Source organism: Bradyrhizobium sp. USDA 4538 (assembly GCF_024171045.1).
GTDB classification, from domain to species: domain Bacteria; phylum Pseudomonadota; class Alphaproteobacteria; order Rhizobiales; family Xanthobacteraceae; genus Bradyrhizobium; species Bradyrhizobium australafricanum.
In genome coordinates this window covers 2,385,794-2,401,144 of sequence record NZ_JALJZE010000001.1, presented here as the reverse complement: position 1 = coordinate 2,401,144, position 15,351 = coordinate 2,385,794, and the positions used below count along the sequence as shown (strand labels likewise).

The window sequence follows — 15,351 nt, the reverse complement described above, 5'->3', positions numbered from 1 at the left end:
GGCTTACCCCTCTCCCCACCCTCCCCCGCAAAAGCAGGGCAATCGCATATGGAATGAGCCGATTCTTCCGCGCCGTCATGGCCGGGCTTGTCCCGGCCATCCACGTCTTTTCTTCGCGTGGAAACGAAGACGTGGATGCCCGGGACAAGCCCGGGCATGACGAGTTTGTGGGAACTCCGATCGCCTCAAACGGCCATATGCGATTGCCCTACCCGCAGGGGGAGGGAGCCCTACCGCCTATACGTCCCTGACGGCCCGAGAACGGGCTGTAGTGTTTGCGGTGACTCGGTGTGAGGTGTGCACGCTGTTCCAGCTCCCTCCCCCCCTTGCGGGGGAGGGTGGGGAGAGGGGTGGCCACGGCGGTGGTGCGGACGAAGAAGTGAGAGCGCGCCGAAGCGCGTCAGTTCGCCTTCGGCGGCGCCGACACCGGCTGCGCCGCGGCCTGCGGGGCGCGGCCGACGATTGCGGTGAGCAGGCCGTTGCCCCAGAGCTTTTTGGCGACCCGCTTGGCATCGTCGAGCGTCACCGCGTCGACGATGGCGTTGCGCTTCTCGATGTAATCGATCGGCAGCTTGTCGAGCTGGTATTGCAGCATCGCCTGCGCGAGCTTGGAGGAGGTGTCGAGCGCCAGCATCTGCGACCCCTTCAGGTAGGACTTCGCCTCGTCGAGCTCCTTCTGCGTCGGACCTTCCTCGGCGATGCGGCGGACTTCCGCTTCGATCGCATCGACGGTCTCGCCGGCGCGATCGGCGCGGGTGCCGGTGTTGCCGATGAACAGCGCGGAGTGATCCATCCAGACCAGCGCTTCATAGATCGAGTAGGCCAGCCCACGCTTCTCGCGCACTTCCTTGTAGAGCCGCGACGACAGTCCGCCGCCGCCGAGAATGTGGTTCACCACATAGGCCGCCATGAAGTCCGGATCGTGCCTGGCGATGCCGGGGCCGCCGAAGGTGACGACGGTCTGCGGCACGTCGAGCGGGACGAAGGCGCGCTGCGGCGGCCGGGTCGCCACGACGTCAGGAATGGGCGTCAATTCGGCTTTCGCCGGCAGGCCGCCAAAGGTCTTGTCCAGCAGCTTGCCGAGCGTATCGGCATCGACGTCGCCGACCACGGCAACGCGCAGCGTATCCTTGGCGATGATGCGGCGGGTGTAGTCCTTGAGATCCGGGATCTGGATGGTCGGCACGCTGTCGAGCGTGCCGGTGGCCGTCCTGGCATAGGGATGATCGCCGAAGGCGAGTTCGAGGAACTTGCGGCCGGCGAGCGAGGACGGATTGGTCGATTCGCGGCGCAGATTGGCGATCACCTGGGCGCGGATCCGTTCGACGTCCTTCGGCTCGAAGTGCGGCGAGGTCAGCGCCATCCGCAACAGGTCGTAGGCTTCGTCCTTGTTGTCCTTGAGCATGCGCAGCGAACCGCGGAATTGATCGCGGTTCGACTGGAAGCTGAGCTCGATGGCGCGGCGCTCGAGCCGCTCATGGTAGGTTTTGGAATCGAGATCGCCGGAGCCCTCGTCGAGCAGGTCGGCGACCAGATTGCCGACGCCGGGCTTGCCGGGCGGATCCTGGCTGGCGCCGCCGCTGAAGGCATATTCCATCGCGATCAGCGGCACGGTCGCGTCCTGCACGAACCACGCCTCGATGCCGCCGGGCGATACCAGCCGCTGGATCTTGGCCGCGGCCTGCGAGGGCGCCGACGTCAGCGTCAGCAGCGCGGCGCAGGCGCCGCCGATCAGCGCCGCACGGCGGGTGAGGGAATAGATCACGAGCGCTTCTCCTCGCGTTTCGGCGCAGTATCCTTGATCAGATAGCCGGTCACCGACCGCTTCTTGTCGAGCCAGCTGGCGGCGGCAGTGCGCACCTGCTCGGCGGTGACGGCGCGAATGCGGTCCGGCCAGCTGCGGATATCCTCGATGCTGAGCCCGGTGGTCAGCGCGCCGCCATACCAGCGTGCCAGCGTCGCCTGGTTGTCCTGGGCGTAGATCGCCTCCGCGATGAGCTGGGTCTTGACCCGTTCGAGATCCTCGGCGCGCGCCGGGTTCTGCGCGAGGTCGGCGATCACCTTGTCGATCGCGTCCTCGATCTGCGCGAACTCGACGCCGGGTTTCGGCGTCACCGAGATCGAGAATTGTGACGGATCGAGCGAGGTGCCCTGGTAGCCGGCGCCGGCCGAGATCGCGAGGCCCTTGTCGATCACCAGCGAGCGATAGAGATAGGAGTTGGCGCCACCACCCATCAACTGCGCGAGCACATCGAGCGCCTGGCTCTCGCCTGAAGCGGCGGTTGTCGCCGAGGGCACCAGGTAATAGCGGCGCAGGCTCGGCTGTTCGACGCGCGGATCCGACAGCGTCACGGTGCGCGGCGCGGCCGGTGTCGGCTCCTGCGGCCTGACCCGCTTCTCGGGGATCGCATGCTGCGCCGGGATCGGGCCGAAGTTCTTCTCGACCAGCGGGCGGATATCCTTGACGTCGACGTCGCCGGCGATGACCAGGATCGCGTTGTTCGGCGCGTAGAAGCGGCGGTAGAAGGCGAGCGCATCCTCGCGGTCGAGCTTCTCGATCTCCTGGTGCCAGCCGATCACCGGCCGGCCATAGGGATGGTTGAGATAAAGCGCGGCCATGATCTGCTCGGTCAGTCTTGCATCCGGGTTGTTGGCAACCCGCATGTTGAACTCCTCGAGGACGACATCGCGCTCGGGCAGCACGTTCTCGTCCTTGAGGATCAGGCCGGTCATGCGGTCGGCCTCGAACTCCATCATGGTCGGCAGCTGCTCGCGCGGCACGCGCTGGAAGTAGCCGGTGTAGTCGACCGAGGTGAAGGCGTTCTCATTGCCGCCGACGCGCAGCACGGTCTGCGAGAACTCGCCGGCCGGATGCTTGGCGGTGCCCTTGAACATCAGATGCTCGAGGAAGTGCGCCAGGCCGGACTTGCCGGGCGTCTCGTCGGCCGAGCCGACCTTGTACCAGATCATCTGCGTGACCACCGGCGTGCGGTGGTCGGGGATCACCACGACCTGCAGGCCGTTGTCGAGCGTGAAACTGGCGGGGCGTTCCGAGGTGACGGTGGTCTGGGCGCGGAGGCTGCCACCCGGCAGCGGGATGGTGGAAACGAATGCGGCAGCGAACAGGGCGATCGATCGGCGAGAGCGCATCATGGTCCTTATGAAAGCCCGGACCCACGGCCGGGGCGCGAAAGCATGCCATCGTACACGGTCGTTCCCGTGCCGATGGTCACGAAGCGGAGAGACACCCGCCGCCCCGCATTAAGCTTTGCTCATGTCAGCCTTCGCCCGCGGAGGCCAAGCGATCACTGTACCGGTTTTCCGCTCATGACGTCGTATTGGCCTTCTTGCGACTTCGGCATCATCGGTCCGGTGCCGTAGGCAAAGCCCGAGGACGGGGTCTGGTAGCCCGGCGGCGGCTCGGTCAGCGAGTCGCGCGTCGGCTCACCCTTGAACGGTTTGGACTCGCTGCTGTTCCCCTTGAACATGCCGAGTAGGCCGCCGGTGTAACCGAGCTGGCTCGGCATCAGCGACGGATTGGTGCTCACGCCGGGCTCCAGCGGCTCCTTGCGGCCATCGGTGGCCGTCTGCTGCTTGCGGCCCGCCTCGATCTCGGCCGGCGTCAACGCCACCGCGGACTGCCACGGCTCTTTCTTGACATCCTTCTTGCGCGCCGCGATCGCAGCCTTGCGCGCCGCGATATCAGGGTCCTTCGGCCAGTTCGGCGCGTTGACCTGGGCGGTCGATGCCGGCGGGGGCAAATCCAGCTTCGGCGGCACCACCAGCGGCGAGCGCTCTCGGTAGTCGATGCCCTTGCTGGCCGCGCTCTTGGCGCCGAGCCCGGTCATCAGATTGTCGACGATCCGCTCTTCGAAGGTCAGTCCATCGTCGCCGTCATCCTCATCGTCGCCGGCGCGCACCGGGCCGGCCGTCATGACAAGGCCGATCCCGGCTGCGACGAACGCCAGGCGCAGGCCGCGCATCAGCGGCATCCGGGACGTTTCGATCAGGTAACCGCGGGCTTTGGTGTTGCGCATCGCGCCATTCCCATCTCAAAATTCGCCAAAGCGATCACTGGCTTAGGCACAGTTCCGCTTGAGCAGGTGTCGACCGCTGACCGGCTCGTATCGGCCGGGATCAGGGCGCTTTTACGGCGGGGGTCCCCACCACGGAATCATACAATAGGGCTGCCACGCCAGCAACGATGGCTACGTCGGCGAGGTTGAAGATGTACCAATTGAAGGTTTTTCCCCCGATCTCGGCATGAAGCAGGGCAAAATCGACCACCGCGCCATAGGCGAAACGGTCGATGCCGTTCCCGATGGCACCGCCGATGATCAGGCCGAGCGACACCGTCGCGAGCCAGGTCCGCGACCGCGCCATCCAGATCGCCAGCGCGATCACGGCCGCGGCCTTGATCACCATCAGCAGGATCTGGGCCGCCGGGGTCTCGCTCTGGAACCAGCCGAAACTGATCCCTGGATTCCAGGCCAGCACCAGGTCGAAGAACGGCGTCACCCGCACCGGGGCGTGATGCACGATGTCGAGGACATGGAGCAGCCAGAGCTTGGAGGCCTGGTCGGCGATCAGGGTGATCACCGCCGCAAGCACACCGGCGCGCACGGGTGGGCTCATTGCCAGCCCACCAAAGGTGTCGTCCCGGCGAAGGCCGGGACCCATACGCCGTGTCGGGTATTGTTTGAATGACTCGGGGTCATCAACCTTCGTCCATTCGAGACAGCAGTGGTTATGGGTCCCGGCCTTCGCCGGGACGACGGACAGTTAGGAGATGCTGACCTCCAGCGCCTTCCATTCGCGCAGCGCTTGCGCGTCGCGCGGCGAGACGTCGGGATATTCGCCGTCCTCGCCCACCGTCGGCAGGATCTTCCACGAACGGGCGCATTTGGTGCCGACCGCCTTCTCGACCACGACGGCAACGCCAGGCACGGCGTCGAGGCGGAAGGCTGTGGCCGGCGCCTCGCCCTTGCGCACCTCATAGTTCGAAGTGATGCAGACTTCGGCGAGATCGATGTCGAACAGCGTGGCCAGCATCTCCCTGTCGGCGACGTAGATCACCGGCGATGCCTCGAGCGAGGAGCCGATCCGCTTGGCGGCGCGTTCGAGCTCGAGCGCGCCGGTGACGACGCGGCGGACGTTGCGGACCGTTTCCCACTTCGCGGCAAGCGCGTCGTCGCGGAACTGCTCGAGACCTTCAGGGAACAACGTGAGATGCACCGAAGGCTCGGCGTTCGGCCGATACATCCGCCAGGCTTCGTCGGTGGTGAAGCTGAGGATCGGCGCCAGCCATTTCAGTATCGCGTCGCAGAGCAGATCGATCGTGGTCAGCGCCGCCTTGCGCGCCACCGAGGACGGCGGATCGCAATACAGCGTGTCCTTGCGGATGTCGAAGTAGAACGCCGACAGCTCGGAGTTCATGAAGGCCGCGAGGCTTGCGACCACGGTCTTGTAGTCGAAGTCGGCATAGGCCTTGCGGATGGTCTCGGTGTGGCCGGCGAGCTCGTGCAGCATCAGCCGCTCGAGCTCGGGCATCTCGGCAAAGGCGACCTTCTCGCTCGGCTTGAAATGATGCAGCGTGCCGAGCATCCAGCGGATCGAGTTGCGCAGCTTGCGGTAGGTCTCGATGGTGTTCTTGAGGATCTCCGGGCCGATGCGCTGGTCGTCGGCATAGTCGGTGGCGCAGACCCACAGGCGCAGGATGTCCGCGCCGGAATCCTTGATCACCTTCTGCGGCTCGACGGTGTTGCCGAGCGACTTCGACATCTTGCGGCCGTTCTCGTCGAGCGTGAAGCCGTGGGTCAGCACGATGTCATAAGGCGCGCGGCCGCGCGTGCCGGCGCTTTCCAGCAGCGACGAGTGGAACCAGCCGCGATGCTGGTCGCTGCCTTCGAGATACATCACGGTGTCGTTGCCGCCATCGACCTTGCGGACGATGTTGCCGAGCTGCGGGAAGTTCTGGCGGTCTTCCAGCACGAAGGCGTGCGTGGAGCCGGAATCGAACCAGACGTCGCAGATGTCGTCGACCTTCTTCCAGTTCTCGGACGCGCGGCTGCCAAGGAAGCGCTCGCGGGCGCCGTCCATGTACCAGGCGTCGGCGCCTTCCTCCATGAACGCCTCGGTGATGCGCTGGTTGACGACCTCGTCCTGCAGGATCTCGGCCGAGCCGTCGCTGTTCTCCCGCACGAACACGGCGATCGGCACGCCCCAGGCGCGCTGCCGCGAGATCACCCAGTCGGGACGGTTGGCGATCATGCCGTTGATGCGGTTCTCGCCGGCCGGCGGCACCCATTGCGTGACCGAGATCGCGTGCAGCGCGCGGGCGCGCAGCGTGTCGCCCTTCCTGGCATGGCCGTTCTCGGCGATGGGCTTGTCCATCGCGATGAACCATTGCGGCGTGTTGCGGAAGATCACCGGCTTCTTGGAGCGCCAGGAGTGCGGATACTGGTGCTTGAGGCGGCCGCGCGCGAGCAGCCTGCCGGCCTCGATCAGCGCCTTGATCACGGCCTCGTTGGCATCGCCCTTCTCGCCCTTGTCGTTGAGCACGCGTTTGCCGGTGAAGCCCGGCGCCTGTGCGGTGTAGGCGCCGTTCTCGTCGACCGTATACGGGATCGCCGTCGGGATGCCGCGCGCATCGAGCTCGCGGGTGTTGGCCGTCCAGACGTCGAAGTCCTCGCGGCCGTGGCTCGGCGCGGTGTGCACGAAGCCGGTGCCGGTGTCGTCGGTGACATGCTCGCCGGCGAGCAGCGGCACGATGAATTCGTAGCCGCCACCGAAGCCGCGCAGCGGATGGGCGCATTCCACCGCGTCCAGCGTGTCACCGGGAATATCGCGGACCTTCTCATAGGACGTGACGCGCGCCTGCTTGAACACCTCGGCGGCAAGCGCGTCGGCCAGGATCAGGAGATCGCCGGTCTTCGCCCAATTGTCCGCCGGCACATCCGTCACCTTGTAGAGGCCATAGGCGATCTTCGGCGAGAACGAGATGGCGCGGTTGCCGGGCAGCGTCCACGGCGTGGTGGTCCAGATCACGACCGAGGCATTGGCCAGCGCGCCATGCGCCGGCGAGGTGACCGGGAATTTCACCCACACCATGTCGGAGGTGTAGTCCTCGTATTCGACCTCGGCTTCGGCCAGCGCGGTCTTCTCGACCACGCTCCACATCACCGGCTTCGAGCCGCGATAGAGCGTGCCGTTGGCGGCGAACTTCATCAGCTCGCGGGCGATCTGCGCCTCGGCCGGATAGCTCATCGTCTGGTAGGGATGATCCCAGTCGCCGATGATGCCGAGCCGCTTGAACTCCTCGCGCTGCACGTTGATCCAGTGCGTCGCATAGGCACGGCACTCCTTGCGGAACGCGACCATCGCCGCCGAGTCCCGGAAGTCGGGCTTCTGCTTGCCCTTGGAGCGGTAGTTCTCCTCCTCGATCTTCCATTCGATCGGCAGGCCGTGGCAGTCCCAACCCGGCACGTAGTTGGAGTCGAAGCCGAGCATCTGCTGGCTCTTGGTCACGACGTCCTTGAGGATCTTGTTCAGCGCGTGCCCGATATGGATGTTGCCGTTGGCGTAGGGCGGGCCGTCATGCAGCACGAATTTGGCACGGCCTTCGGCTTCCCGGCGGAGCTTGTCGTAGAGGCCGATCTCGTTCCAGTATTTCAGGATTTCCGGCTCGCGCTGGGGCAGGCCGGCGCGCATCGGGAATCCCGTCTGCGGCAGGTAAAGGGTCTTGGAATAGTCCCTAACGTCAGTCTTTTGGGCGTCGGTCTTTTGCGGCTTGTCGGACATGAAAGCTCTGATTTGGCAGGTGCGGGCGCGGATACGCGATCAATCGCGGGTGAAACGACGAAGTCCCGGTCTTGCGCCGAGCCTTCAGGCTCAGGCGGAAGCCGGGCTGCTAATCCGTATGATGCGCCGCGAAAACATGGGGTTTCCATAGCAGCCGGACGGGGAAATCGCAAAGCCCCCGGTGGCCCGCAGGGCCGCGCATGGCGCGGCTCAGGCCGGCCGTGCCCGGGCCGGATTTCCCGCCACGATCGCGCCGGGGGCGACGTTCCGTGTGACCACGCTGCCGGCCCCGACCAGGGCGCCGTCGCCGATCGTGATGCCGGGCAGGATGATGGCACCCCCGCCGATCCAGACGTCGCTTCCGATCCGGATCGGGCGGCCGAATTCCAGCCCGGCGCGCCGGGTTTCGGCATCGCGCGGGTGGTCGGCGGTATAGATCTGCACCGCGGGGCCGATCTGGGTCCGATCGCCGATCACGACCTCGACGACGTCGAGGATCACGCAATTGAAGTTGAGGAACACGCCGTCGCCGAGGCTGATATTGCTGCCGTAATCGCAGAAGAACGGCGGGCGGATCACGGCATCCCTGCCGACCTTGCGGAAGCGCTCGCCGAGCAGCGCGTGCAACTCGGCCGCGGACGATGCGCCTGACGCGTTGTAGCGCGCCATCCATTGTTCCGCCGCGGTATGGTCGGCGGCGAGCTCGGCATCCGGGCGATACAGCTCGCCCGCCAGCATCTTCTCTTTCTCTGTCTTCAACCAATCACTCCGAGCTGCGGGAACGCGTCGGGCGCCGCGGCAAGTAGCGCGCGCGCCTTGGCGCTGTCGTCATCCATCTGGCGTATCAACGCCTCGATGGTGTCGAATTTCAGCTCTTCGCGAATGAAACCGATGAATGCGACATCAAGGACCGCGTCGTACAGGTCACCCTTGAAGTCGAACAGGAACACCTCGAGCAGCGGCGCGCCGTTGTCGAAGGTCGGCCGGCGCCCGAAGCTTGCGACGCCGTCGAACCGTTGCGAGCCCTTGCCGACCCGCACCGCGTAGATGCCGTGCTTCAAGCCGCAATGCTTGTCGAGGCGGATATTGGCGGTGGGGTAACCGAGATCTCGGCCGCGCTTCTCGCCGTGGACCACCTTGCCGGTGACGAACCACGGTCCGCCCAGCATCGTGGTCGCATCCGCGATCTCGCCTTCGGCGAGCGCCATGCGGATGGCACTGGAGGAAACCGGACGCTCCTCGATGTCGACATGGGCCTGCACATCGACCTCGATGCCGAGCCGCGGTGCTTCGCTGACCAGGAGGCTCGGGGAGCCCACCCGGCCCTTGCCGAAATGGAAGTCGTAACCGACTGCGATCCCGCTGATGCCGAGCCGGCCGATCAGGTCATGGTGAATGAAATCCTGTGCCGAGGTCCCGGCGCGCGCCTTGTCGAACGTCATCACGACGGCACCGGCGAGCCCGGTGGCCGCGAGCAGCCGCAGCTTGTTGGTCTCGTCCGTGAGACGGAATTGCGGGGTGTTCGGGCTGAAGAAGCTGCGCGGATGCGGCTCGAAGGTCACGGCAAGCGCGGGCACGCCGCGTGCTCTGCCCATCGCAAGCGCCGCGCCGATCACGGCGCGGTGACCGAGATGGACGCCATCGAAATTCCCCATCGCGACCACGGCGCCTTTCGGAATGGCGCTTGCGGGGGTGTTGTCGCGGATAACGGTAAAGCCGGTGCTCATGAGCGGTATTCTTCAAGGATTCTTAAGCATGATTGGTGCGGGCCGGACCGTGACGCGGCGGCGGCGTGGAAGTCAAGGCTAACGAAAATCGCGTCAAATCCGTAACAATCCGGATTCAGCCGGTTAACGCGCTGTTTAACGGCTGCTGTTAGTCGTTGGCGGAAAGCTGCGTTTGTGCAGAAGCCAAGTTGCGTTTGTGTTTTGGGGGGAAAGATGGCGGTTGATTTGTCCATGCCGGTTCTGGTGGTTGATGATTACAGCACCATGATCCGCATCATCCGGAATCTTCTCAAGCAGCTTGGATTTGAAAATATCGACGATGCCTCCGACGGCTCCGCAGCGCTGAACAAGATGCGCGGCAAGAAGTATGGCCTGGTGATTTCCGACTGGAACATGGAGCCGATGACCGGCTACGACCTGCTCAAGGAAGTCCGCGCCGATCCCAACCTCGCGACCACGCCCTTCATCATGATCACGGCGGAATCCAAGACCGAGAACGTGATCGCGGCCAAGAAGGCCGGCGTGAACAACTACATCGTCAAGCCGTTCAATGCGGCCACGCTGAAGACCAAGATCGAGGCGGTGTTCCCGGACATGGCGACGGCATAACCGCCCGACATCGATCGCATCGGCTGAAATTCACGCATGCCCGGGTTTGTCCCGGGCATTTGCATTTGATCACGCTTCCCTTTACCCGCCCCGCTTGCGGGACGAAGGGGGCGGATGCACGATTTCGGAATATTAGAAGAATATCGCTGAGTTGCCCGACGTGTCAAGTTGGCTGTCGAACCCCGCGCGCCACGCGCTACTTTGCATGGGGTTGTTTTCGATATTTTGGCGGCGCGCCCCTTCACCTCGCCCCGCTTGCGGGGAGAGGTCGGATTGCATCGAGAGATGCAATCCGGGTGAGGGGGCACAGGTCTCTCGGCATCCGGCGCCTGGGGAAGCAGCCGCTCACCCAACCCTCCAAGAGCTAGCTTCGCTCGTCTCGACCCGGTGAAGAACGGGGCGAGGGACAGCGTCGCTTGCCGCTACCACTTCAGCTCGCGCATCAGCGCGCGCGGCGGATGGCCGAACAATTCCTTGATCGATGCCGCATCGAGCTGCTCGATGCCCTCGAACTGTTCGGAATGGATGCCGCGGGTGACGAACAGGAGATCGATGCCGAAGCCAAGGGCGCCGGTGAGATCGGTGCGCACGGAATCGCCGATCGCGAGCACCCGGCTGAGCTCGGTCGGACGCCCGCGACGCTCGGTGGCCAGTGCCATGGCGCGCTCATAGATCGGCCGGTGCGGCTTGCCGTAGAAGATCACCTCGCCGCCGAGCTCGCGATAGAGTTCGGCGACCGCCCCGGCGCAATAGATCAGCCGGTCGCCGCGCTCGACCACGATATCGGGATTGGCGCAGACCAGCGTGAGCTTGCGCTCGAGCGCCTTCAGCAGCGTGTCGCGATAATCTTCGGCCGACTCGGTCTCGTCGTCGAACAGGCCGGTGCAGATGATGTAGTCGGCCTGCTCCAGCGGCACCAAGGTGGCGTCGAGGCCGCGGTGGATCGAGCTGTCGCGCTCGGGGCCGATCCAGAAGATCTTCTGGCCCGGATGATCGGCCACGAAGTGGCGCGTCAGGTCACCCGAGGAGACGATCGCATCATAGGTCTCGTCGGCGACGCCGAGCTTGCGCAGTTGTCGCTGCACGGAATCGGCCGGCCGCGGCGCGTTGGTGATCAGGATGACCGTGCCGCCCTGCTGGCGGAATGTGTGCAGTGCCTCGCAGGCCTCGGGGAAGGACTCGAGCCCGTTGTGCACGACGCCCCAGATGTCCGACAGCACCACATCGACGCCGCCGACGAGGTCGCGCAGCTGTTCCACGAAACGCAGTGAGGTCATGATGCGAATTGCCGGCTAGTTTGGACCGAGGGCGCGGCGCGCCAGCGCGGCGCTGCCGGTTGCGCGCGGCGGAGCTGCGGGGCTGGAGACAGGGGCTGAAGTGCTGGCGCCATTAAGATCCTGGGGGTTGGTCTGCGGAGCCTCGGCGGTAGCAGATGCCCCCTCCGGCCGCAACGGCCGCGGCGGCGCGAACAGGAACCCCTGGCCGAACCGGACATCGTAGTCGAGCAGATCGACCACCGAGCGTTCGCCCTCGATCCGTTCGGCGATCAGGTCGATGCCGTAGCGGCCGAGCAGGTCGGACAGATCGGAAGGATGGATATCGGTGCTCGCGATCTGCTTGGCGTCAAGCAGCAGCGCCGCCGGCACCTTGATGAAGCGGACGCCGCGATCGGCGAGCTCGCGCGGCTCGAGGCGAAGGTCGCTGACATGGTCGATCGAGAACCGGTAACCGCGCTGCGCCAGCGCCGCGAGGTTCTCGCTCTCGGTCGGGCCGAGATTGCGGAAGGTCGCCTGCTTGAACTCGAGCACGAAGGACGGCGCCAGCGCGCGGTTGGCCTCGAGGAAGTCGAGACACTGGGTGAAATGCGCCGGGTTGGACAGCGTCGCCGCCGAGACGTTGCAGAACACGCCGACATCCTTGCTGCGGATCATCAGGCGGCGCAGCACCTGGACGCAGCGAAGCATCACCATGTGATCGATGCGGCCGATCAGGCCGCCGGCCTCGGCCGCCTCGATGAAATCCTCGGCGGCCAGCACCTGGTCGCGCTCGTCGCGCAGCCGCGTCACCGCCTCGTAGTAGCGCACCTTGCGCTGCGGCAGCGTCACCATCGGCTGCAGGTAGATATCGAGGCGGTTCTCGTCGATGGCCTGCTTGATCGCGCCGATCAGCTGGGTCTGGCTGCGCGAGACCTCCGGCGGAGCCGCGGGTGGCGGCGCCGGCGCAACCACGACGGTCGGCGCCGCCGCAAGCGGTTGCAGCACATCGTCGCGCGGGGACGCGACCGGCTGCAGCGCCGGAGCCGCTGCCAGCAGGTCCTCGTGATGCGCGACAGATGCCGCAAGCTGCCGCACCAGCCCGCCGAGCTCGCTGATCTCGCCGGCCATGCCCTGCATCCGGTCGGCGCCGGTGGAGTTGGCCGAGGCGACGCGGCCTTCGACTGCGGCCAGCCGGCGGCCGAACTCGGCGACCTGGCGGGCAAGGTCGGCGGTGCCGCGCGACAGATCCGCGATCTGGCCGCCGACGTCGCTGCGGTCACGCAGCCGCATCGAGACCGCATTGTAGAGGATCAGGCAGGTGAGGGCGGCGAGCGCCACGATCGCCGATTCCGATCCGCTGATGCCTGCCACCGAATACAGCACGAAGCCGAGCGAGGCTGCGACCAGCACCATGCAGATGGCGATGAAGATCGTCGAAATGCGAATCATGTCGCGCGCCCGCGCCCTCTGTCCGAACGTCCCCGGACCGCGACCTTAGCACCATTGTTGGTTCGACGGGCCAGCGATCTTCGGAACCGGCTGGAACTGCACACGATTTTCGCTTCGCCCGGATCGGGCTCCGCAAATCGCCGGAGCCGGCGGCGGCACGCCGGTCAGAGGTCCGCGGCAGCGATCCAGAACACCTCGCCCTCGGAGTCCTCGGTGTCGAGCCAGAGCAGCGGCAGGTTCGGGTAGGCGGCCTCGAGATTGTCGCGGCCGCGGCCGATCTCGCAGAGCAGGCCGCCCTGCGGGGTCAGATGTTGCCTCGCCTCATCGAGCAGGCGACGTACGATGTCGAGCCCGTCAGCGCCGCCGTCGAACGCGATCTTCGGCTCGGCACGGCACTCACGCGGCAGCGCCGCCATGCCTTCGGCGTCGACATAGGGCGGGTTCGAGATGATGAGATCGTATCTGTTGTCGCCGAGCGGCTTGAACAGGTCGCCGCGATGCAGCGTCAGGCGATGGTCGAGGCCGTGATCGGCGACGTTGCGCGCGGCGACCTCGAGCGCGTCCTTTGAAATATCGACGGCATCGACCGCGGCGTTGGGGAAATGCCGGGCCGCCAGGATCGCAAGGCAACCAGAGCCGGTGCAGAGGTCGAGCACGCGTTCGACCTCTTCGGGATCGCCGATCAGCGAGGTGCCGTCCTCGTCGCCGCCGAAATGCGAATCCAGCAATTCGCCGACGAAGGAGCGCGGCACGATGGTGCGCTCGTCGACATAGAACGGCAGGCCGCGCATATAGACCTTGTTGACGAGATAGGCGGCCGGCTTCCGCGTCGCGATCCGGCGCTCGATCAGGTCGAGGATCTGCTTGCCCTCGGCAATCGTGACGCGCGCGGTGGCAAAGTTCTCGAACTGGTCGGGATGCAGGTGCAGCGTTTCGCAGATCAGGAACGCGGCCTCGGCCACCGGATCGGTGGTGCCGTGCGCGAACACGAGCTTGGCCGCGTTGAAGCGGCTCACGGCATAGCGCAGGAAATCGAACAGGGTGTGCAGCTCGCCGGCGCCGACTTTCGGCGCTTTCGGCACGGCGAGGCTGCGTTTGGCCGGCACTTTGCTGCGCTTGGCCATCAGGATTTGGTCCAGCGCGCGGCGGCCGCGTCGTCATGGCCCTGCGCCTCGATCCAGCTCGCGCCGCGCGTGCTTTCCTCGCGCTTCCAGAACGGTGCGCTGGTCTTCAGATAGTCCATCAGGAACTCGGCGGCCTCGAACGCGGCCTGCCGGTGCGCCGAGGCGGTCACGACCAGCACGATGTTCTCGCCCGGCGAGATACGGCCGAAACGATGGATGATGGTGAGGCCCTGCAACGGCCAGCGCGACAGCGCCTCGTCGGCGTGGCGTCCAATCTCGGCTTCCGCCATTTCAGGATAATGTTCGAGCGTCAGCGCCGCGATCGGTTCGCCCTGTTCGCTGCCGCGGCAGATGCCGCTGAAGCTGACGACCGCGCCGACATCGATGTGGTCTCGGCTCAAGGCCGCGATCTCCTGCGCGACGTCGAAGTCGGCCTGCTGGATACGGATGGTCGCTGCGACGGTCATTTGGGATTTAGCCGCCGGTCATCGGCGGAAAGAACGCGATCTCGCGGGCGCCCGCGATCGCCGCGTCCGATTTGACATGGGCGTGGTCGATCGCGGCGCGGATCACCGTCGGCTTCTCGAAGGCATAGGCATAGGCGTCATCGCGCGCGGCAAGCCATCCGATCAGCTCGCCGACGGTGCGCACCTCGGCCGGCGGCTCGACGATCTCTTCAGCCTTGCCGACGCGTTCACGCACCCATGCGAAATATTTCAGCTTCATCCCTCATCCTCCTTGATGAGGTGATGGATGCCGGCACGGAAGTAATCCCAGCCGGTGTAGATCGTGAAGATCGCCGACATCCAGAGCAACACGATGCCGATCAAGGTGGTGGCAGGGAAGACCTGCTCGCCCGCTTCGCCGGCAATCAGAAAGCCGATCGCCACCAGCTGGATCGTCGTCTTCCATTTCGCCAGCTTGGTCACGGGAACGCTGACCCTGAGCCCTGCGAGATATTCGCGCAGGCCCGAGACCAGGATCTCACGGCACAGGATCACGATCGCCGCCCACAGCGTCCAGCCATGGATCGAATTGTCGGCGGCCAGCATCAAGAGGCTGGAGGCGACCAGGAGTTTGTCGGCGATCGGATCGAGCATCCGGCCGAAGGCGGACTGCTGGTCCCAGATCCGGGCATAATAGCCGTCGAGATAGTCGGTGACCCCCGCCGCGATGAACACGGCCAGCGCCACCCAGCGCAGCCACAACGGGCCGTCCAGGATCGATTGCCAGTAGACGCAGCCGATCACCACCGGGATCGCGGCGATCCGGGCGTAGGTCAGGATATTCGGGAGGGACATGGTCTTGGTCTGTCCCCGGGTCGTGGCGATGTTCATCCGTTCTACCAATACCGCTGAAGCGAGAAGGTCAACCGTGCGGACGCGT

General features: G+C 65.6%; 14 protein-coding genes. 1 reads left to right on the top strand and 13 read right to left on the bottom strand.

Annotated features, from left to right (window positions below):
* Positions 1–400 precede the first annotated feature (400 nt).
* From J2R78_RS10515 to J2R78_RS10485, 7 genes are all read right to left on the bottom strand, one after another.
* Entirely contained in the window at positions 401–1,765 is a 1,365-nt protein-coding gene (locus J2R78_RS10515) for a M16 family metallopeptidase (RefSeq protein WP_375167011.1), read from the bottom strand.
* On the bottom strand, positions 1,762–3,153 hold the full coding sequence (locus tag J2R78_RS10510; protein ID WP_253604238.1) for a pitrilysin family protein: 1,392 nt from the start codon (positions 3,151–3,153) through the stop codon (positions 1,762–1,764). The genes J2R78_RS10515 and J2R78_RS10510 overlap by 4 nt, the downstream gene beginning before the upstream one ends.
* Positions 3,154–3,305: 152 nt before the next feature.
* Positions 3,306–4,037, bottom strand: coding sequence for a hypothetical protein (locus J2R78_RS10505; RefSeq protein WP_253604237.1), 732 nt, complete (start codon positions 4,035–4,037; stop codon positions 3,306–3,308).
* Positions 4,038–4,137: 100 nt separating this feature from the next.
* Positions 4,138–4,635, bottom strand: a complete 498-nt coding sequence (lspA, locus tag J2R78_RS10500) for a signal peptidase II (RefSeq protein ID WP_168856564.1) — start codon at positions 4,633–4,635, stop codon at positions 4,138–4,140.
* A 147-nt stretch (positions 4,636–4,782) separates the two neighbouring features.
* Positions 4,783–7,800 (bottom strand): isoleucine--tRNA ligase, encoded by a 3,018-nt coding sequence (gene ileS / locus J2R78_RS10495; protein ID WP_253604235.1) that lies wholly within the window; start codon positions 7,798–7,800, stop codon positions 4,783–4,785.
* A gap of 210 nt (positions 7,801–8,010) precedes the next feature.
* A complete protein-coding gene (locus tag J2R78_RS10490; protein ID WP_038377298.1) occupies positions 8,011–8,538 on the bottom strand; it encodes a sugar O-acetyltransferase in 528 nt (175 codons plus the stop codon).
* A 17-nt stretch (positions 8,539–8,555) separates the two neighbouring features.
* On the bottom strand, positions 8,556–9,527 hold the full coding sequence (locus J2R78_RS10485; protein WP_253604233.1) for a bifunctional riboflavin kinase/FAD synthetase: 972 nt from the start codon (positions 9,525–9,527) through the stop codon (positions 8,556–8,558).
* A 213-nt stretch (positions 9,528–9,740) separates the two neighbouring features.
* On the opposite strand from J2R78_RS10485, the gene J2R78_RS10480 reads away from it, so the two are divergent.
* Positions 9,741–10,136, top strand: a complete 396-nt coding sequence (locus tag J2R78_RS10480; protein ID WP_016844467.1) for a response regulator — start codon at positions 9,741–9,743, stop codon at positions 10,134–10,136.
* 422 nt (positions 10,137–10,558) lie between these two features.
* On the opposite strand, the gene J2R78_RS10475 is transcribed toward J2R78_RS10480, so the two are convergent.
* The 6 genes from J2R78_RS10475 to pgsA all read right to left on the bottom strand — a co-directional run bounded on the left by J2R78_RS10475 (position 10,559) and on the right by pgsA (position 15,302).
* Positions 10,559–11,413, bottom strand: a complete 855-nt coding sequence (locus tag J2R78_RS10475) for a TIGR01459 family HAD-type hydrolase (protein ID WP_076825548.1) — start codon at positions 11,411–11,413, stop codon at positions 10,559–10,561.
* 15 nt (positions 11,414–11,428) lie between these two features.
* Entirely contained in the window at positions 11,429–12,841 is a 1,413-nt protein-coding gene (locus J2R78_RS10470) for an EAL domain-containing protein (RefSeq protein ID WP_253604231.1), read from the bottom strand.
* Positions 12,842–13,005: 164 nt separating this feature from the next.
* The gene (gene prmB / locus J2R78_RS10465; RefSeq protein WP_253604228.1) at positions 13,006–13,965 is read right to left on the bottom strand and encodes a 50S ribosomal protein L3 N(5)-glutamine methyltransferase; all 960 of its coding nucleotides are present in this window, start codon (positions 13,963–13,965) and stop codon (positions 13,006–13,008) included.
* On the bottom strand, positions 13,965–14,432 hold the full coding sequence (locus J2R78_RS10460) for a molybdenum cofactor biosynthesis protein MoaE (protein ID WP_253604226.1): 468 nt from the start codon (positions 14,430–14,432) through the stop codon (positions 13,965–13,967). Before J2R78_RS10460 ends, prmB begins: the two co-directional genes overlap by 1 nt.
* Before the next feature lie 7 nt (positions 14,433–14,439).
* Positions 14,440–14,691 (bottom strand): molybdopterin converting factor subunit 1, encoded by a 252-nt coding sequence (gene moaD / locus J2R78_RS10455; RefSeq protein WP_253604223.1) that lies wholly within the window; start codon positions 14,689–14,691, stop codon positions 14,440–14,442.
* Positions 14,688–15,302, bottom strand: coding sequence for a CDP-diacylglycerol--glycerol-3-phosphate 3-phosphatidyltransferase (pgsA, locus tag J2R78_RS10450; RefSeq protein ID WP_028333075.1), 615 nt, complete (start codon positions 15,300–15,302; stop codon positions 14,688–14,690). Before pgsA ends, moaD begins: the two co-directional genes overlap by 4 nt.
* Between the last annotated feature and the right edge of the window lie 49 nt (positions 15,303–15,351).